Source organism: Chroogloeocystis siderophila 5.2 s.c.1 (genome assembly GCF_001904655.1).
GTDB classification, from domain to species: Bacteria; Cyanobacteriota; Cyanobacteriia; order Cyanobacteriales; family Chroococcidiopsidaceae; genus Chroogloeocystis; species Chroogloeocystis siderophila.
The window spans coordinates 97,553-116,464 of the sequence record NZ_MRCC01000001.1 but is presented as its reverse complement, the minus strand read 5'-3'; the positions used below and the strand labels follow the sequence as shown (position 1 = coordinate 116,464).

Below are 18,912 nucleotides of genomic sequence, written 5' to 3'. Positions count from 1 at the left end.
AGTCAATCTTGTCAACACAAGACTGAAACGAGCAAAACATTAAATATCACAATCCTTGCCACAGTTCATTAATAAATATCGAGATGAAAAAGCTTCATCTTGAGTTTGCTAGCTCGATTTAATTTATTTTTGCCTTGCTCCCACGATCGCACAAGCGACTCCCACTAATAAACTAGCTGCACCTAAGAGTGTTAATCTTCCTGGTAATTCGTCCAGCAGGAAATAAGCAAGAAAACTAGAGCCGACAGGTTCAAACAAAGCAGCAAGTGTGACAAAAGTTGGTGAAAGCCAGCGCATTCCCCAGTTCAAACTGGTATGCCCAATCATTTGCGAGAAAATTGCAATCAATAGTATGTAAACATAGACAATTAATGGATAGCCTGTATACGATGCCCCAAAAATTCCTGGCAACGGCAGTAATATTAAAGCTCCTGTCGTGTAAGCAATTGCGATATAACTGCCTAATCCTAATCCTTCTTGTTGGGCTTTACGTCCAAGAAGTAGATATAAGCTGTACATCCAAGCACCTAAAAGTGCTAAAAAATTGCCTAATAGACGATTACTCGCAACAGCATCTACCCCAGAATTCCCTAATGCAATCACAATACCGCCTACAAGTGCAAGACCAATTCCTATGAGAGTTATAAGTGATAACTTTTCACGCAACCATAACCACGAAAGTAAAGCAACCCAAATTGGCGTACTACTCACTAAAGTCGATGCAGCAGCAATGGATGTAAAAGCAAGTGAGGTAATCCATGTTGCAAAGTGTAACGCTAAGCAAATGCCTGCTACTAATGCATAGTATACAGAGGTACGACTCGGTAAAGATGAGTGCAAATGATGCCAAGCTGGTAGCAGTAGTATCGCCGAGATTGTCAAACGTGCTGCTGATAGAACAAGGCTAAATCCAACACTAGAAACCTCTGGTACTGCTGCAAATGCTAACCGCACAAAAATTGACGCAGTTGAAATACCAATTACCCCGACGATTAAAACTAACCCAACCTGCCAAGGTTTCGGTGCTTGCCAAATTTGCATTACGTTATCTTACGAGTAAGTAGGTGAAAATCAACGTAACTTAAAGACTGGTCATTGGTAACTGGTAACTGGGAATTGGTCATTGTCAAAAAAATATTTATTCCCATTACCCATTACCTATTACACTAACCAATCACTTGCTTGAGTCGATTTCACTAAATGCATTCCCGCCGCAGCAAACCTTTCAAAAGCTGCTTCAGCTTGTTCGGTATAATCTACTATGTCAGGGATAACAACAGAAGATGTACAATCTTCTAGCAAGTAAATTTTTTGCGCTAGATTGGAATCAATCGATTTAATTTCTGTTAATAAATCATCAATTGTCCACGCAACGCAGTGGCTTTTAGCTTGACCTGCAACTATGAGTTTGTCAAATTTTAATAAGTGCTGGATTAATTCTGTATTTTTTCGCGCGATCGCTTGACCGTTAACACCTGTTAATACTTCGGGATGTAGTACTGAATAATTTTCGGTTAATGGGTTGTTACCTTTAATTTCAAATCTTGCTTGGCTGTTACGGGCGATTGTATGGAAAAATACCGCTTCTTCTACCGCAGAAACCAAAGCATGACTAATTCCACCCAGCATCGCATGATAAGGCCAGACCGTTAAGGGATATTTACCGTGTTGTGTTAGCTGATTGACATAGTGTAGAGCGTGGTTTTGTAGAAGTCGAGCATCTCCATCACTAATACTCGGCGCTACAGCAGGATTGACTTTCCAAATACCTTCTGCTACTTCCTCAGGGGTAATTAGCGTTGCGGGTGCTGGATGATCGCCAGCTTCATTTATCCAAAATACAGGATGGAAAATTTGCATGGCAGTGTGCGTGTCCATTGTTGCCGCGATCGCGCTAATTCCACCCAAATTACGATAAATAAATTCACACAAACGTGCATTGTCTTCAACTGCACCTGTTCCAGATCTTCCCCCGACAAAGAGTTCAAATCCAGGAATGCAAAATGTATTCTGCACATCAATCAGAAGCAAGCCAACGCGAATCTTGTCTTCGTTGGCTGGTGTAATATTGTACTTATGTGCCCACGATGCTGCTTCTTGCGCGCGTTGCTGGTAAGGGACACGCCACACTTCATGAACTTTACTAGGCTCAAAGAAAGTAGGAATTGGTAGCTGATGAGTGTTCATAGGTATGAGTTTTTATTCTCATTATGATTAACTACATCAAGTCTTGCGTGCTGTTAATTTTTGCTTCATTGCCAGCATCGTTGAACTAAGCTCATTCATCAGCAAAAATAAAGCAATAGTTAATACAATTAAGACATTCTAGAAGCTCAAAACTATTTTTCATTCTGACCTCTGACTTCTACTATATAAGTTGTATGTTAAGCTGGTAGGCGAGAAGTAAATTCGGCGGTAGTGTTTGTTTTTAATTCACAAGCGCCTCTCCGGATCGAACTCTCTACAAAATTCGATGCAGGAGAGGTTCAATGTCAATCTACGTAGGTAACTTGTCCTTTGAAGTTACCCAAGACGATCTCAACAGTATTTTTGCTGAATATGGTACCGTGAAGCGCGTACAACTACCAACGGATCGCGAAACTGGTCTTCCTCGCGGCTTCGGATTTGTAGAAATGGAAAGCGAAGCTGCCGAATCCACCGCAATCGAAGCGCTCGACGGTGCAGAATGGATGGGAAGAACCATGAAAGTCAATAAAGCTAAACCCCGCGAAGACAGGCGTTCGAGTGGCGGGGATTGGGGTAACAAAAATCAAAATTACTCCAAACGCTACTAAGCATTGATGTATAGCTTGAGTGAATTGCATCAACTGATGTTAGGATTAATGACATACAGTTGCGATCGCGGCTATAAAAGCTTGTTAAGAGTTGAAAAACTGAATAACTTTCAGAAAAGTCTGCGTTTCTTTTGCTAGCTTACAAGTTTTCATTCGCAATTGATTTGTTCTTCAAGAATTATACTAAACCGAATTTGGTTAATTAACTATAGCTAGCGTTTTTCTACAGTTGATTGTTTGTCATTAAAAATAGCAGTGACTAATACACATTTTATTAAATTGGCGATCGCAATGCCAAAAATTGTCGTTAAGAGGAAATAGAATGACCCAAGTTGTTGTCGGCGAAAATGAAAATTTTGAGTCAGCACTAAGAAGATTTAAGCGTCAAGTCTCTAAAGCAGGAATTTTACCAGATATTAAGAGTAAGCGTCACTTTGAAACTCCAATTGAAAAGCGTAAGCGTAAAGCAGTCGCGAGAAGACGTAAACGGCGTTTTCAAAGTAGAGGATAACTCAATGTGATAAATGGGCGCAGTAGGTGGGCATAATTAAATATCACACTTGTTAAGGTCGGTAATTGGTAATGGGGAAGCCTCTATGATTTGCCACTTGGCTATTAGCTATCAAACAGAAGCTAATAGCCAACAGAAGAGCGGTTAATTGCGCTCAATAAACTAATTTCCCGTTACCAGTGACCAACTTGCCAATAACGTTTTTTTCACTCACCTACTTAACTATGTCTGCTTATTTTTGTTATGAATGTTATGAAGTTAGGGTTTATCTAATAAATGGGATTGCTTGCTCTATCCTTACAAGCTGCTTAATGATAAGCTTGTGCAGCAGCAATTAGCCTTTTTGATCGCTGATAGTTTTATGTTGAGCTACTAATGAGTGTTCAATCTATGCAGCATAACAGTCACTGTTAACATATAAAATTTAACGTGTAATATAACGCCTCAACTCCCCCTGATCGCTTGATAGAAGAAAAACTCATTACACGCCTCTGCTAATCTAGAATCAACTATTGCCGAAACAGCGATCGCCCTAGGCTCTGAATAATGACGCATTAAAGTCTGAACTTGTACCCTCGATACCAGGTATAGCACTACACTCTTAGATTAGGACAAGTTAGGTGGCTAGACTCATACCACAGCAAAGTTTTTCCTCCTGTCTCCTGCTACACTACAAATCCTAAAGTATTAAGCTTTATCGCAGCTTTGTAACTGTTGAAGCTTATTCATGATAAAGCTCCGAGACTCTTGGAGTCCCTCTAACTGTTTGTCGAGGCGCTTTAGTTGCTGATGCCAAATTTCGGCTTTCCGCTCATCACTAAGTCCTGATTCCCATAATTCAATTCCAGAACGCAATTCAGCAAGACTGAAGTTGGCAATTTGTCCAAGACGAATTAAGCGAATGCGTTCAAGTGCTGCTTCTGTGTATTCACGGTAGCCGTTTGTTCGGCGACGGACATGCTTTTGCGTCAGTAATCCTTGCTTTTCATAGTATCTCACTGTATCTGCTGTGATGCCAAAATGTTTAGCAACTTCGTGAATCAGCATAATCCCTGCTTGACCTGAGAGTTACTCCATAGTTTATTCTACTGGTGCTAAAGAGAGTCTTAAAAGTCAAAAAAAGTGAAAGACAGAACTTTACTTTTATCTCGCACCTTCGCAATTTTGGTTGGAACAATTACAATTTTATTTATCGTTTTGGGACTAACTCAAAATGCAGACTTGTTTGGACCTGCTGATATTGTATTAGGTTTTATTCTAATTATCGCAGCCATGACACCTAAATCTAAACTCGCTTGTTTAGGAATGCTCATCGGCTACTCATACACCGCAGGCGTTTTTTCTTTATCAATAACAGCAACTTTCTTGGATGGAACTGTCAACATAGCATCAACTATAGGATTAATTGTATGTATTATATTTATCTATGTTTTGGGTCGATGGTTATTTAACAAGCTGGACTCTCAACTTTAAGAATTTCCTGATTAAGAAGTAGCAAATTGTTTAGCCGCGTCGAGTAAATATTCTAAATAAGTACGCGCTACAACAGAAAGCTGCTTACCGTTAGGGTATACAACATACCAGTTCCGATGAATTGGGAAATGTTCTACATCTAATACAGTTAATTCACTACTAGCGCCGTCGGGTGTTAAGGTATGGCGAGATAAGACAGAAAGTCCTAAACCGCCAGCGATCGCTTGCTTGATCGCCTCGTTACTACCAAGTTCTAATTTGACTTCTACCGAAATTTCGTGTGCGGCGAAGAGTTTCTGCACGGCTTTTCGCGTTCCTGACCCAGGTTCGCGCATGATAAAAGGTTCTTCTGCAAGCCGTGATAGTGAAATGTTTTTTTCATTCGCTAGCGGATGATTTGCGGGTGCGAGTACCACAAGCGGATTATCCAAAAACGGTTGAAAAACGACGTCTAAGTGTTCAGGAACTTGACTCATTACATACAAATCGTCAAGGTTATCCGTCAAGCGTTCGAGAATGCCTGAGTGGTTTGTGACTTGTAAAGAAATATCAATTCCAGGATAGCGTTGGCAAAATGGACCTAATAGACGCGGGACAAAATACTTAGCGGTTGTAATTACTGCTAGTCTTAATTGTCCTTGTTTTAGCCCTTTGAGGTCAGCCACAGTCATTTCTAGCTGCGCTAACTGCTCAAAAATCGCCCGACAAGTCGTAAACAATTCTTTGCCAGCTTCTGTTAGATAAAGGCGCTTACCGACTTGCTCGAACAAAGGTAAACCCACCGCTTTTGTGAGTTGTTTTACCTGCATCGAGACAGTTGGTTGAGTCAAAAATAACTCCTCCGCTGCCCGCGTAAAGCTACCGTGCCGTGCCGCAGCCTCAAAAACTTTTAATTGATGAAGCGTTGCTTGCTTCAAGGTTCCCTCTCCTTTGAGATTCAAGGAGGCTCTATAGATAATATTCTATTATTACTATCAGAAATAATGGCTTTTCTTTATAAGAGTTTGCGGTTATTATCAAAACAACAACAAGAGCGTAAGATCCCTTCTGTCAAAGCGTTGCACATTTCTACGATAGTCTGCTATGCGAGCAATAACTACTTTCCCATCTGCGCTTGTGGTTTTTGGCCACATTCAGCGAATGTGCCACTCTCATCATACTATCAGTGTTATCAGTGTGCAGCGCTTTTCTCTTTTGGCATCCAGGCTACCAATCAACGTTAACCCAAGGCTGTAACTTCGGTTTTACTCCATCAACAAATAACTATTACGAGAAAAAATTATCATGACAAAACTTTAAAAATCTACTCTTCTTGCTGAATTTCTACTGGAATTGCGGCTAAGTCTGGTAGTTTAATTAACTCAGCTTCAGGCGTCTTATCTTTGATTGCTACTGGTAACTTCAGTGGCTTAGGTTGCTCTTCGATTAAGCAACTTGCTAAAGGTAAGTTTTGCTCTAAATCATCTAACGGTCTAGGAATGACGGTGACTGCATTTAACGAGTTAGCGTCAATGCGTAAAGCTTCTTGCATTCCAGCTTCGACTGCTACCACAACGTCTGCAACTGCCCCGCGAATAATTGCGGTACATAGCCCCGCGCCGATCTTTTCGTAAGACATCAAGTGTACATCAGCCGCTTTCAGCATCGCATCAGCTGCTCCGACCATGACTGGAAAGCCGCGCGTTTCCAATAAACCAATTGCTTGACTACTCACGCGAATGTCGCGTTCAAACTGAGCCAGGTCAGACAAGCGGTTACTAATCGGAAACACAACGTCTAGATTAGGTAAAGGTCGCGGTATAACCAGCGTTGAAACAAGCTGACCGAACTCTGCTGCTGTCTGTGCTCCTGCTTCCACCGCCAAGCGAATGCTGGCAACTTTACCACGCACGATTGCAGTACAGTGACCGCTACCGATCTTTTCAAATCCTACCAAAGTCACTTCTGAGGACTTCAGCATGGCATCAGCAGTTTGGATAATTGCCGGAAAGCTCAAGGTTGAAACTAAGCCCAAGGCACTTTCCCTTAGATCGTCTTTGCGGCTGAACTGCTCTTTGGGAGCGAATCCTGGGTTTGGTGTCTCCATCTTAAACCTCCATGGGAACCGATCATAATGTCAAGTTAAGGCTGATCAGAAGGAGACTGACCATCTTGTAAGGGGCGGTTTAAGGCTTGGCGGTGGGGAAACATCGTTGACAGCATACGATTTAATTGTGCTTGTCCATAGACTTTTTGACTTGTTGGTGGTGGTGAAGACGCTGCATCAGTAGGTTCAGGCTCAGATGGTGTAGGGGGTGGTATATTCATGGGCGGGGGGCGATCACCATTTGTGGCTTCGTCAGAAGCAGGGGAGGCGGTTTCATTGATTGTATCAACGTCCACCACAGTTGGGCGTGTCACAACGATACGACTTTTATCGCCGACGAGCGAACCTGGTAAGACGACTTGCTGTGGTTCGACCGAAGCATTCAAAATCGTAGCTGTCGAGCCAATGCACGCATTCGCGCCAATTTTTCCTTTACCCAGCACTAAAACACCCGCTCCGAGATTCGCGCCTGGCTCTATTTCCAATGTGCCTTCAAAAGCATGAAGAATACAACCCATACCAATGCAAACTCCCGCGCCGATAATAATCCGGCTATCGGGACTTGCTTGCAAAAGGACTCCTGGTGCGATCGCCGCACTAGGATCAATGGTAACTTCGCCACTGATGTAAGAATCATCATGACTAGGCGGACGCAGTGGCGGCACATACATTAGAATGGAAACCTCGGCCGGATAAAATGTGATTAAGTCGCAAGCTATCCACAAGTCTAACGAAACTTGTCATTGCTGTAGGTTAGCTTACTTAAGGTCGTTGAATAATAGTTTCTAAAATCCGTCGTTTGTTAGAATCAATGCCAATTAAGCGTACGTACTCGCCTTCGTACTCGGAAAGAAATGACTCAATGGCTGCGATCGCCGCCGAAGCACTCGTACTATCAACTGGTCCACAACTTGTCCACGAACCAGTACGGAACCGACGCTGATCGACGTGTTCTGCACTCACGCGATTACCCTGCGCAATCAGTTGACGAATCTGTTCGACGACTTCTGGCTGCAAGCGCGTGCTACTTGCTGAAGACTTATTGTTGTAAGTTGGTGCGGGTTGTGGTTGGCTAAAAGCAGAACTGCGATGGCTATTTGAAGGTGCTGCTATCTGATTACCGCCTGGACGTTGAATAATTGTTTCCATCACGCGACGCTTGCCTTTGGGGTCAATGCCAAACATCCGCACGTATTCACCCGCATGATTTGCCATACACGCTTCGAGTTCAGAAATCGCTTGCGACTCACTGCTAGCACTAATCGGAGTACAGCTTTGCCAAGAACCTGTGCGGAATCTCCGCTCGTCAACGTGTTCAGTGCCGATCTTAAAACCTTGCTGAATCAAGTGTCGAACTTGCGCAACGGTGTCTTGATTTATTTGTCCACTCGTTGCTGAAGTTGTTGCAACTGAAGGCTGATAACTACGATAACTACCACTAAAGCTGTTTTCCTTAGTCGCTGCTGGTTGAGCAATTTGCTGACCATCGGGGCGCTGGATAATCTTTTCCATCACGCGGCGCTTGCCTTTGGGGTCAATGCCAAACATCCGCACGTATTCACCCGCATGATTTGCCATACACGCTTCGAGTTCGGCAATCACTTCCGATTCGCGCTTAGCCGTAATAGGAGTACAGCTTTTCCAAGAACCCGTGCGGAACTTCCGTTCATCGACGTGTTCGGTACCGATCTTGTAACCTTGCTGAAGTAGGTTTCGGACTTGTGCTATGGTGTCTTGGCTGAGGTAAGGACTTGTCATCATAGAAGAAGTAGAAATGTTGCGGCTAGAACCATTTGAACTATCTGAACTTGAAGTGCTAGTCAGCTCATTACGAATTGACGTTATACAAGCTTCATCACTGGCACATAAATATCCTGCTCGCAAGGCGTCATTGACACCCACGATGTAACGAGCAAATTCTCTATCGTCTGCTTCAACGTCGGGTAAGCGATCAGCTTGCTGCTGATTCGTAATCACTGCTCCTGAAGGCACAAACTTACCGGCGGGAACTTCCACGTCTTGAATCAAGGCGTGCATCATCACGATGCAACCATGTCCTATACGAGCGTTGAATACCGTGGAACGAAAGCCAATAAAACAGTTGTCTCCAACATAAGCAGGACCGTGAATCAGCGCCATGTGCGTAATCGACGTGTTTTTCCCAATCCACACCGAGTACTGTTTTCCGTCATCGCCAATGACACGACCTTGTTCTAATCCATTGATGACAACGCCATCTTGAATATTAGTTCCTTCACCTATATAAAAAGGAGCGCCTTCGTCAGCGCGGATAGAAGTTCCAGGAGCGACCATCACGTTCGCTCCGATAGTTACATCTCCAATAATGTTAGAAAATGGATGTACAAATGCACTTGATTCAATTTTTGGCTCAACTAAATTTTTTGACCAAGGCGTCGGGGGGGCAGCCAGGCTGCGGACTACCATCGGTAATTTCCTCCTAATTACTGCGGAACTCAGAATTCAGAATGCAGAACCTACAAGCGAAGTATCTGTCATTCTGTATTCGTCGTTCATCCAAAGCACGTTACTTATCGATATTGGTCTTTCTTGCTGTAAATAAGGCGATCTTCAATGCGAACACTGTCAATAATCGCTACTACCACAGCATCGAGTGGGCGCTGCTCGTTTCCTTGAACAATGCGAGCGGCGCTACCGCAACTTACCAATACCCACTCATCGACTCCTGCACCTACGTTGTCTGCTGCAACTTCGTATTTTGGTAAGGGTTGCCCTTCTTCGTCTACGAGTTGTAATAAAAGCAGTTTTGTCCCGCGAAGACTGGGTTCTTTTTGCGTGCTGACTACGTTGCCACGAACTTTTGCAATTTGCATTACGGCTTACATCTACAGTCGGTTTCCGTAGGGGCGAATCGCATTTGTACTTTCGCGGAACTGTTCTACGGCTTCGGTATACCGAATTGGCAGCACGTACTCCAAGTTTTCGTGAGGACGAGCAATAATGTGGGTTGATAGCACCTGACCCCCATTAACGCGCTTAACGTTATCGATTGCTGCTGCGACTGAAGCTTGCACTTCGGAAACGTCCCCGCGCACAATAACCGTAACGCGACCACTACCGATTTTTTCGTAACCAACAAGCGTTACCCGTGCAGCTTTCACCATGGCGTCGGCTGCTTCTACGACTGCTGGAAAGCCCAGCGTTTCTACCATTCCGACGGCAATTGACATCGGTTTTACTCCTTAAATGTATTTAGCAAAAAATTGATGCACCTCAAACACAATTCCGTTCGTTACATTCGGAACTGTTCTACGGCTTCGGTATACCGAATTGGCAGCACGTACTCCAAGTTTTCGTGAGGACGGGCAATAATGTGAGTCGAAACAACTTCACCGCCGTTGACTCGTCTTGCCGCATCAACTCCAGCCGCAACCGAAGCTTGCACTTCGGAAACGTCCCCGCGCACAATAACTGTGACCCGCGCACTACCAATTTTTTCATAACCGACAAGCGTCACCCGTGCAGCTTTCACCATGGCGTCGGCTGCTTCCACCACTGCTGGAAAGCCCTTCGTCTCAATCATTCCCACTGCAATTGGCATCGCAGACCTCCTATGTAATTAAAGCAATAACTACTACCAATCAGGCTGTTACAGAAAAATTGACGGGAATGCCATTTGTAACGTACAAAAGCATCTCCAAATTAAGCATAGGAAAGCTTGGCTCTCTTGACAATATTAATTTCTATTATAATTTAAAATAGGATACTTTAAAAAAACTTAACACCCCATGATTGGTTGCTTTTACCTCATTGAAGTTTATTGCTTTCTAGCGGTGTAACTTCTGTTTTATAATTTCTTTATTACTTTGGGTTCAGCCAAAATGATCAAACCAAACCTTCATTCTGGAGCGGTATAACAGGAGAACGATATTCGCTGTCTAATTAGGCTTCAGTCTGGCTACGTTTTGACCAAAGTATGCTTTGATCGAGAGAACAAAAATTTTAATAAAACTGAATAGTCTCACTTTACCAGAAAACGATACCAGAGGTTTATGTTAATTTAAAGCAGTACGTAGCAAAATCAATTTTAATTTATTTTTCGTAAGTATTCTAGTTGTTTAATATCGTTAATTAACTTTAAATTAACATTAAAAAACACAAATTTGTTTGGAAAGCTGGAATGAATCAGACGTTATTTTTAACAAGTTGGTGGGTGCCTTTTTATGGATTGATTGGCGCTGCGTTGACACTACCTTGGGCGACTGGAATAGTACGGCGCACTGGTCCTCGACCAGCAGCTTACTTAAATTTGTTGATGACAGGTGTCGCGTTTGTACACAGTTTAATTGTTTGGAAAGACATCTGGAACCAAGAACCGCAAAGTTTGCTTTTTACCTGGCTCAAAGCTGCTGATCTAGACTTATCGATCGCAGTTGAACTGTCACCCGTTAGTATGGGAGCTGCAGTTTTGATTACAGGATTAAGCCTTTTAGCGCAACTGTATGCGTTAGGATACATGGAAAAAGATTGGGCGTTAGCTCGATTCTTTGCGTTGATTGGCTTTTTTGAAGCTGCATTAAGTGGTTTAGCATTAAGCGATTCTTTGTTTCTCAGCTACGTGTTACTAGAGTTGCTGACGCTGTCTACTTATTTATTAGTAGGATTTTGGTATGCACAGCCGCTTGTCGTCACCGCCGCCCGCGATGCGTTTTTAACCAAACGCGTAGGCGATATTTTACTGTTGATGGGAGTCGTGACGCTCTCAGCAATAGCAGGAAGTTTGAACTTTTCCGAATTGAACCAATGGGCGCAAACTGCTGAACTTTCACCTTTAACCGCGACATTCTTAGGTTTAGCACTGATTGCGGGTCCTGCGGGGAAATGCGCGCAATTTCCTCTGCATCTTTGGCTTGATGAAGCAATGGAAGGACCAAACCCGGCTTCAGTACTGCGAAACTCAATGGTTGTCGCGGGTGGCGCGTACGTGCTGTTTAAATTACAACCAATTTTAGTGCTATCACCTGTGGCGCTCGATGCTTTAGTCATTCTGGGGACAGTCACGGCGATTGGTGCATCGTTAGTTTCACTAGCACAAATTGACATCAAGCGCGCCTTATCGCATTCGACAAGTGCGTACATGGGGTTAGTGTTCATTGCGATCGGGATGGAGCAAGGCGGAGTAGCGCTGGTATTGTTGTTTACCCATGCGATCGCTAAAGCATTATTATTCATGAGTGCCGGATCGGTCATTCTAACTACACATACGCAAGATTTAACCGAAATGGGCGGTTTGTGGTCGCGGATGCCTGCAACAACGACAGCTTACGTTGTAGGAGCTGCAGGCATGGTGACGCTACTACCTTTGGGGAGTTTTTGGGCAAAGCTGCAATGGGCAGATGGTTTTTGGAGTAGTCATCCTTGGATTGTTGCTGTCCTGTTTTTGACAAATGGCTTAACAACCTTAAACCTTACCCGCGTATTCCGCTTGGTGTTCTGGGGCGAACCTCAACCAAAAACGCGCCGCGCGCCAGAAGTTGGCTGGCAAATGGCTGTACCAATGGTGAGTTTAACGATTACAACACTGTTAGTACCGCTCTTGTTACAACAATGGCAACTGCTCCCTAATTGGGCAGATGTGAATTGGTCAGCAACGATAGTTCTTGTATTATCGAGCGTTCTAGGATTAACTATCGGCTCGACGATTTACCTCCACAAAGCATGGTCGAGATCGATTCAGCTACCGTGGCGATTTATTCAAGATTTATTAGGCTACGACTTCTATATCGACCGTCTGTATCGCTTAACCGTTGTGAGTGCAGTTAACTTCATGTCGCGGTTGAGTGCGTGGGTCGATCGCTACATCGTCGATGGCTTTGTCAATCTAGTTGGTATCGCGACAATTATCAGCGGACAAAGCTTGAAATATAGTAGTTTTGGGCAATCGCAGCTTTATCTACTCACAATTATCTTAGGCGTCAGTCTGCTAGGTTTTTTGATTAGCTGGTCATTTGGTCTTTTCGATCACTGGCAATTGTTCTGGAAAGCAATTAGAGGCTAAGGAAGAACGAGTGACTAATCAAAGCGCCACTAGTCACTAACCACTAACAACTTTTATGTTTAAGGATCTCGTGTATCAATGCTGAGTGCTTTGATTTTAGTACCGCTTATTGGTGCAGCAATTGTGGGTTTTTTCCCGAAAGCGATCGCACCTACTAGTTCGCGTAACATCGCTTTAATATTCGCAAGTCTTCCGTTCTTACTGAGTATCGTTCTTGCAGCGCAGTTTAATCCTACGAACGTTACTCAACAATTTTCCGAATTCATCCCGTGGATCACAGCGATCGGCTTGAACTATCACTTAGGTGTTGATGGTTTATCGTTACCGCTGTTGGTATTAAATGGTTTACTGACCTGTATTGCGATTTACAGCAGCGATGAAGATATTCAGCGGTCGCGCTTTTACTACTCACTTGTTCTGATTTTAAGTGCAGCGGTAAGTGGCGCATTTTTAGCACAAGATTTACTTTTGTTTTTCCTCTTTTATGAAATAGAACTGATTCCGCTGTACCTATTAATTGCCATTTGGGGAGGACAGCGGCGCGGTTATGCAGCAACGAAGTTCTTAATCTATACTGCTACCTCTGGAATATTGCTTTTAGCAAGTTTCTTAGGTTTAGTTTGGTTAAGTGGTGCTTCAAGTTTTGCACTCGCAACGTTAGATTCTAACGCGTTACCTTTAGCAACACAAATTGTGCTACTGTGCGGAATTTTACTCGCTTTCGGAATCAAAATTCCCCTAGTGCCTCTACACACGTGGCTACCAGATGCACACGTTGAAGCCTCGACACCTATTTCGGTATTACTCGCAGGAGTCCTTTTGAAATTAGGTACGTATGGCTTATTACGCTTTGGTTTAGGCTTGTTGCCCCAAGCGTGGGAAGTGTTAGCACCAGTGTTAGCAATTTGGGCAGTGGTAAGCGTATTGTACGGTGCTTCGTGTGCGATCGCGCAAACCGACATGAAAAAAATGGTTGCGTATAGTTCGATTGGACATATGGGCTATATCCTCCTCGCCGCCGCCGCCGCAACGCCATTAAGTATCTTGGCGAGTGTTTTGCAAATGGTTAGCCACGGATTAATCTCGGCATTGCTGTTTCTTTTAGTCGGCGTTGTCTACAAAAAAACTGGCAGTCGCGATATCGAAACTTTGCGCGGTTTACTCAACCCTGAACGCGGTTTACCTTTGATTGGCAGTTTGATGGTGTTGGGCGTGATGGCAAGCGCGGGTATTCCAGGAATGGTGGGATTTATGGCTGAATTTCTGGTATTTCGAGGAAGTTTTCCAGTATTTCCGACAGAAACTATATTATCGATGGTTGGTACCGGTTTAACTGCTGTTTACTTCTTATTGCTCATCAACCGCGTATTTTTTGGCCGTTTGTCACCACAAGTTATCGATTTACCCCGCGTGTATTTTCGCGATCGCGCCCCTGCGGTTGTCTTAGCCGTTTTAATCGTCATTTTCGGCTTACAACCAAATTGGCTGATTCGTTGGAGTGAACCTGCAACAACTGCAATGAGTGCGATTCCAGTCGTGGCGCAGCGATCGCAGTTGGCAAGTCATACACCGATACTAAAATCCAATCCTGTCACATTCAACTCTTTGCAGTAGCTACGCCGACTTTATATAAAAACTGTCAATGCCTTAGGAGAAACAGCAGATGGTCAGCATTACTAATAAGCCTCTCAACCATCCCTTTGCTACATATATTACGCGCATCGAAACTGGAAAAACACTGCTTCCTGATTCTTCAGAAAATGTTCTCGATGTTGTCGGTATCCTCAAAAGCTATGGTATTGTTTTGGATGCTTACTCTAAAAACCTGATTTACATTTCTGAAAATCAATTTTTGGTTTTATTTCCCTTTTTCAAATACTTCAACGGCGATATCTCATTCCAAAAACTTCTCCGCCACTGGTGGCATGATCGCATTAACTTTGAATATGCCGAATACTGCATGAAAGCGATGCTCTGGCATGGTGGTGGCGGTTTAGATAGCTATTTAGATTCAGCCGAATTCAAAACACGCGCTGCCGCCGCAATTCAAGCTAAGTTCAAAAATAATCCTTTCATGTTGGGATTAAACCAACTATTTCCTGACTTTCTCACCGAACAAGTCCGCGTTTTATCGTATTACAGCGCACTAGGTCAATTTTGGCGCGTTATGAGCGATATGTTTATAGCTTTGTCAGAGCGCTACGACAAAGGAGAAATTAAAACTATTCCTCAAGTTGTAGAGCATATCAAAGCAGGCTTAGTCAATGCTGCGGCATTACCAATTACTTACTCGGTTGAACTTCACGGTAAAGTTTACGATATTGTTCCCAAATCTATCGGTTTAACATTTCTTGCCGATACAGCCATCCCTTATGTTGAAGCCGTTTTCTTTCGCGGTACACCGTTTCAAGGTACAGTTTCCTACAACGCCCAAGCGCACCAAATTCCACCCGATCAAGCACGATTTGCTTATGGTGCACTTTATGCCGATCCTTTACCCGTTGGTGGTGCAGGAATTCCACCTACTTTATTAATGCAGGATATGCGGCATTTTCTCCCAGATTATTTGCATAAACTGTATCAAAAGCGCAGCCGTCGGGAAGAAGACGATTTACGCGTACAAATTTGTATTAGTTTTCAAAAGTCGATGTTTTGTGTTACCAATGCCGCAATTTTAGGCTTAATGCCGTATCCCATCGATACAACGGTTCCTGAAGAACAAGCAGTAAATCGCGCATTTTTAGTCAATTGGATGGATCGATTTATGACTTCACGGTTACAAGATGTACAAGTTGCATAATGTTTGCAGTCAACATACTTTATCTGTGTTTTTTTGTAAGCTATGGCAGAGGTCAGGAATCAGAAGGCTAAGGCAGTCCCTTACTCGTAGTCTGGGTTAAAAGTTAGTTGACGATTACTATAAATAAAAATCAAATGTAGATGTGAGAAAAGTCGTCATGACTTGTTTATTTATAACAATATAATATATCGGTTTGATGCTAACACAATCAGTTAAAGCTTTTCGTTGTGCTTTCCTTGACTTTGTTGACGATCCATTTTATGTTTCTGAAGCTGAAAGTGTCCGCTATATCGCTGATGGATTACTTGTCATCGAAAATGGTAAAATAAAGGAATTAGGACATTATCAAAGCTTACAAAGCAAATACGCAGAAGTTCCAATAACTGCTTATCCTGGAATGTTAATCATGCCAGGATTTATTGATACGCATATCCATTTTCCTCAGACAGAAATGATTGCTGCGTATGGAGAGCAACTTTTGGAATGGTTGAATGAGTATGTATTTCCAACTGAGGCAAAATTTAAAGATAAAGCATACGCACAAAAAATTGCGGCAATTTTTCTTAATGAACTACTGAGAAATGGTACAACAACTGCACTCGTTTTTGCGACAGTTCATCCGCAATCAGTTGATGCTTTTTTTGAAGAAGCAAGTCGGCAGAATTTAAGAATGATTGCTGGTAAAGTGATGATGGATCGTCATGCACCAGATAACCTTTCAGATACTGCTGAAACATCGTATCAAGAAAGTAAGCAACTGATTCAAAAGTGGCATAAAAAAGAACGTTTACTTTATGCTGTTACGCCTCGGTTTGCAATCACATCAACTCCTGAACAACTGCGGTTAGCAGGAAAGCTTTTAACAGAATTTCCCGATGTTTATTTGCATACACATTTATCAGAAAATGTCAATGAAGTTGAGTGGGTAAAACAGCTATTTCCTGAAAGTCAGGGTTATTTAGATGTTTATGATCGCGCCGGATTAGTCGGAGATCGCTCAGTGTTCGCGCACGGAGTCCAACTCACAGACGCAGAATTTCAGAGATTATCGCAAGCCAAGTCAGCGATCGCATTTTGCCCAACCTCTAATTTGTTTCTAGGAAGTGGACTTTTCAAGCTGACACAGGCTAAATGTAGAGAACACCCTGTAAAACTAGGTTTAGGAACCGATGTCGGTGCGGGAACGAGTTTTTCGCTTTTAGACACTGCCAGTGAAGCATATAAAGTTGCTCAACTTCAAAATCAGAAGCTATCGCCCTTTCAGGCACTCTTTTTAGCAACGCTGGGCGGTGCAAAGGCGCTGTCTTTAGAAGATAAAATTGGTAACTTTGATATCGGTAAAGAAGCTGACTTCGTTGTTCTCAATATGCGCGCAACTCCGTTAATGGCGCTGCGGAATCCTGCAACAACCCCAACTTCACTAGCAGAACTTGCAGAACAAGTGTTTGCACTGATTGTGCTAGGCGGCGATCGCGCAGTTCATGCAACGTATATTATGGGCGAAGTTTACACGCCATATTATGAAGGTGTTTCTTGATATGAACTTCTCTTTGACGGTTTTAAGCCTTGCGACTGAAGTCGCAGCTACTTAAACAAAGTGTGCCTCTGCACACTTTAGACATCAATAATTTTACAAGGGTAGACAGAATTTATTTGTGATCGCATTTATGCAGGAAGTTCACTTTTTGTAACTCGTGCGGTGAATCTTTTTCTAGGTTTACTGACGATCTTGCAAACTAAATACAGGAAGCGATAATCCCCAAACGATGGAAGCAAGCCTGAGTGCTGTAATTGTTCCCATTCCTAGTAAAGCCGCAACTGTTCGCACAATGCCGAATTGTTGTAAAATTAGATACATGATAATACCAGCGATCGCTGCTGTTGCGTAGAGATTTCCGCGTCGCAAAATCAGAGGAATTTCGGCTAATAGGACATCGCGTATAACACCTCCCGCAACGCCTGTAATTGTTCCCATTAAGACAACAATAATGCGAGATAAATCTGCTTGTTCCACGCCTTGAGCGCCACTAATTGCAAAAAAGCTTAAACCCAGTGCGTCAGCGATTAAGAGTGCTTTAGCCGGTGGTTGGCGAAACCGAGTGTAGATAAGCGTTAGTGCGGCAGAGGATAGAATGACTACTAAATAAATGGGATTTTGAATCCAGAATACTGGATTATCTAGCAAAACATCGCGTAGCGTACCTCCACCAATTGCTGTAACAATGGCGATCGCTGCTACACCCAACAAATCCAAGCTTTTACGCCCTGCTGCTAGCGCTCCACTTACCGCGAAAACAGCGACACCTAAAAGATCCAGTAAATAGAGAATCACAAACTATAGCAATCCTATTTGAATTGAAAGATGTTTTTGAAACGAACCACAGAGACGCAGAGAGCACAGAGGCAAGAAATAAGGAGAGGTTTTCACAAATGATTTGGGACTGCTATATATCAGCACAAAATTTTCCTCAGCTTAATAGCTTATACTATTTTGGATTTTGGATTGAGATGTATTAAATGTTAATTGAATTACGCTTAACTTATATAGCTTGAGGAGCAAAAAATCAAGATTTTGGGAATTTTCGGATACTAAGGCAACAAGCAAATACACAATTACTACAGTTATCGTGCTAGAGGACTTTTGTTTTGTGCTGCTGAATTGACAGTTTGCTCGATGCGCTTCAATCTTGTTTCTATACGCTTAGCACTAGTAATCCAATACAGTATATTCTTTTTAATTGTATTACTAAATGCCACAAAATATTGATTAGCAGTTTCATTCGCTATTAATGCTTGCTGCAAATCTGCCGGAATTATCAAAGCTTCACTCTCATCTAACGTAGTCCATGAACCATCTTGTTTTGCAGTTTCAATCTTTTTAAGACCAGCCTCAGTCATCAAATTTTGTTCTATCAATTCTTCGATATACTGCTTATTTAATTTTGACCACACACTTTTTGATTTTCGAGGTGTGAAGATCTGCATATAAGATTCAGTATCTAAAGATCTCACTTTACTATCAATCCAACCAAAGCATAAAGCTTCTTTTACTGCTTCGCTATATTGAACGCTTGGCTTACCACTTTTTACTTTGTAGTAGATGAGCCAAATACCGCGAGAAGTACAATGATTTTTCTCTAGCCATTCCCGCCACTGTTGGCGATCTTGAGCTTGAAAGGTTTCTAAGTCATCAATTGCCATAACAAGTTG

At 42.8% G+C, this 18,912-nt stretch carries 19 protein-coding genes; 7 read left to right on the top strand and 12 right to left on the bottom strand.

All coding sequences use genetic code 11. From position 1 onward, the window contains the following. Positions 1-123: 123 nt before the first annotated feature. Both NIES1031_RS00545 and NIES1031_RS00540 read right to left on the bottom strand, forming a co-directional pair. On the bottom strand, positions 124-1,041 hold the full coding sequence (locus NIES1031_RS00545) for a DMT family transporter (protein WP_073547620.1): 918 nt from the start codon (positions 1,039-1,041) through the stop codon (positions 124-126). A gap of 120 nt (positions 1,042-1,161) precedes the next feature. Next, positions 1,162-2,187: a cysteine hydrolase family protein gene (locus NIES1031_RS00540; protein ID WP_073547619.1), complete on the bottom strand. Its 1,026-nt coding sequence runs from the start codon at positions 2,185-2,187 to the stop codon at positions 1,162-1,164. A gap of 302 nt (positions 2,188-2,489) precedes the next feature. Here NIES1031_RS00540 and NIES1031_RS00535 point away from each other — a divergent pair, with 302 nt between their 5' ends. Then, positions 2,490-2,795, top strand: coding sequence for an RNA recognition motif domain-containing protein (locus NIES1031_RS00535; protein ID WP_073547618.1), 306 nt, complete (start codon positions 2,490-2,492; stop codon positions 2,793-2,795). Positions 2,796-3,117: 322 nt separating this feature from the next. Next, positions 3,118-3,306: a 30S ribosomal protein S21 gene (rpsU, locus tag NIES1031_RS00530; RefSeq protein ID WP_073547617.1), complete on the top strand. Its 189-nt coding sequence runs from the start codon at positions 3,118-3,120 to the stop codon at positions 3,304-3,306. A 687-nt stretch (positions 3,307-3,993) separates the two neighbouring features. Here rpsU and NIES1031_RS00525 read toward each other — a convergent pair. Next, a complete protein-coding gene (locus NIES1031_RS00525; protein WP_073547616.1) occupies positions 3,994-4,353 on the bottom strand; it encodes a MerR family transcriptional regulator in 360 nt (119 codons plus the stop codon). 75 nt (positions 4,354-4,428) lie between these two features. On the opposite strand from NIES1031_RS00525, the gene NIES1031_RS00520 reads away from it, so the two are divergent. Beyond that, the gene (locus NIES1031_RS00520; RefSeq protein ID WP_073547615.1) at positions 4,429-4,779 is read left to right on the top strand and encodes a hypothetical protein; all 351 of its coding nucleotides are present in this window, start codon (positions 4,429-4,431) and stop codon (positions 4,777-4,779) included. Positions 4,780-4,790: 11 nt separating this feature from the next. Here NIES1031_RS00520 and NIES1031_RS00515 read toward each other — a convergent pair whose 3' ends face one another. The 7 genes from NIES1031_RS00515 to NIES1031_RS00485 form a co-directional block, all read right to left on the bottom strand. Further along, a complete protein-coding gene (locus tag NIES1031_RS00515; RefSeq protein WP_073547817.1) occupies positions 4,791-5,696 on the bottom strand; it encodes a LysR family transcriptional regulator in 906 nt (301 codons plus the stop codon). A gap of 386 nt (positions 5,697-6,082) precedes the next feature. Continuing rightward, positions 6,083-6,865, bottom strand: a complete 783-nt coding sequence (gene ccmO, locus NIES1031_RS00510; RefSeq protein ID WP_073547614.1) for a beta-carboxysome assembly protein CcmO — start codon at positions 6,863-6,865, stop codon at positions 6,083-6,085. Positions 6,866-6,900: 35 nt separating this feature from the next. Next, a complete protein-coding gene (ccmN, locus tag NIES1031_RS00505; RefSeq protein ID WP_073547613.1) occupies positions 6,901-7,536 on the bottom strand; it encodes a beta-carboxysome scaffolding protein CcmN in 636 nt (211 codons plus the stop codon). A gap of 91 nt (positions 7,537-7,627) precedes the next feature. Then, positions 7,628-9,310: a beta-carboxysome scaffolding protein CcmM gene (ccmM, locus tag NIES1031_RS00500; RefSeq protein WP_073547612.1), complete on the bottom strand. Its 1,683-nt coding sequence runs from the start codon at positions 9,308-9,310 to the stop codon at positions 7,628-7,630. Positions 9,311-9,414: 104 nt separating this feature from the next. After that, positions 9,415-9,717, bottom strand: a complete 303-nt coding sequence (gene ccmL / locus NIES1031_RS00495) for a beta-carboxysome shell vertex protein CcmL (protein ID WP_073547611.1) — start codon at positions 9,715-9,717, stop codon at positions 9,415-9,417. Between the two features lie 12 nt (positions 9,718-9,729). After that, entirely contained in the window at positions 9,730-10,074 is a 345-nt protein-coding gene (locus NIES1031_RS00490; RefSeq protein ID WP_015187137.1) for a carbon dioxide-concentrating mechanism protein CcmK, read from the bottom strand. A gap of 62 nt (positions 10,075-10,136) precedes the next feature. Beyond that, positions 10,137-10,445, bottom strand: coding sequence for a carbon dioxide-concentrating mechanism protein CcmK (locus NIES1031_RS00485; RefSeq protein ID WP_015187138.1), 309 nt, complete (start codon positions 10,443-10,445; stop codon positions 10,137-10,139). Between the two features lie 579 nt (positions 10,446-11,024). Here NIES1031_RS00485 and NIES1031_RS00480 point away from each other — a divergent pair. From NIES1031_RS00480 to guaD, 4 genes are all read left to right on the top strand, one after another. Further along, positions 11,025-12,902, top strand: coding sequence for an NAD(P)H-quinone oxidoreductase subunit F (locus NIES1031_RS00480; RefSeq protein ID WP_073547610.1), 1,878 nt, complete (start codon positions 11,025-11,027; stop codon positions 12,900-12,902). 78 nt (positions 12,903-12,980) lie between these two features. Beyond that, positions 12,981-14,516: an NADH-quinone oxidoreductase subunit M gene (locus NIES1031_RS00475; RefSeq protein ID WP_073547609.1), complete on the top strand. Its 1,536-nt coding sequence runs from the start codon at positions 12,981-12,983 to the stop codon at positions 14,514-14,516. Positions 14,517-14,565: 49 nt separating this feature from the next. After that, positions 14,566-15,702, top strand: a complete 1,137-nt coding sequence (locus tag NIES1031_RS00470) for a CO2 hydration protein (protein WP_073547608.1) — start codon at positions 14,566-14,568, stop codon at positions 15,700-15,702. Positions 15,703-15,898: 196 nt separating this feature from the next. Next, the gene (gene guaD, locus NIES1031_RS00465; RefSeq protein WP_073547607.1) at positions 15,899-17,239 is read left to right on the top strand and encodes a guanine deaminase; all 1,341 of its coding nucleotides are present in this window, start codon (positions 15,899-15,901) and stop codon (positions 17,237-17,239) included. Positions 17,240-17,419: 180 nt separating this feature from the next. On the opposite strand, the gene NIES1031_RS00460 is transcribed toward guaD, so the two are convergent. Then, positions 17,420-18,034, bottom strand: coding sequence for a trimeric intracellular cation channel family protein (locus NIES1031_RS00460; protein ID WP_073547606.1), 615 nt, complete (start codon positions 18,032-18,034; stop codon positions 17,420-17,422). A 290-nt stretch (positions 18,035-18,324) separates the two neighbouring features. After that, positions 18,325-18,903 carry a YdeI/OmpD-associated family protein gene (locus tag NIES1031_RS00455; protein ID WP_073547605.1) on the bottom strand — a complete coding sequence of 193 codons (579 nt, stop codon included), beginning with the start codon at positions 18,901-18,903 and terminating at the stop codon, positions 18,325-18,327. Between the last annotated feature and the right edge of the window lie 9 nt (positions 18,904-18,912).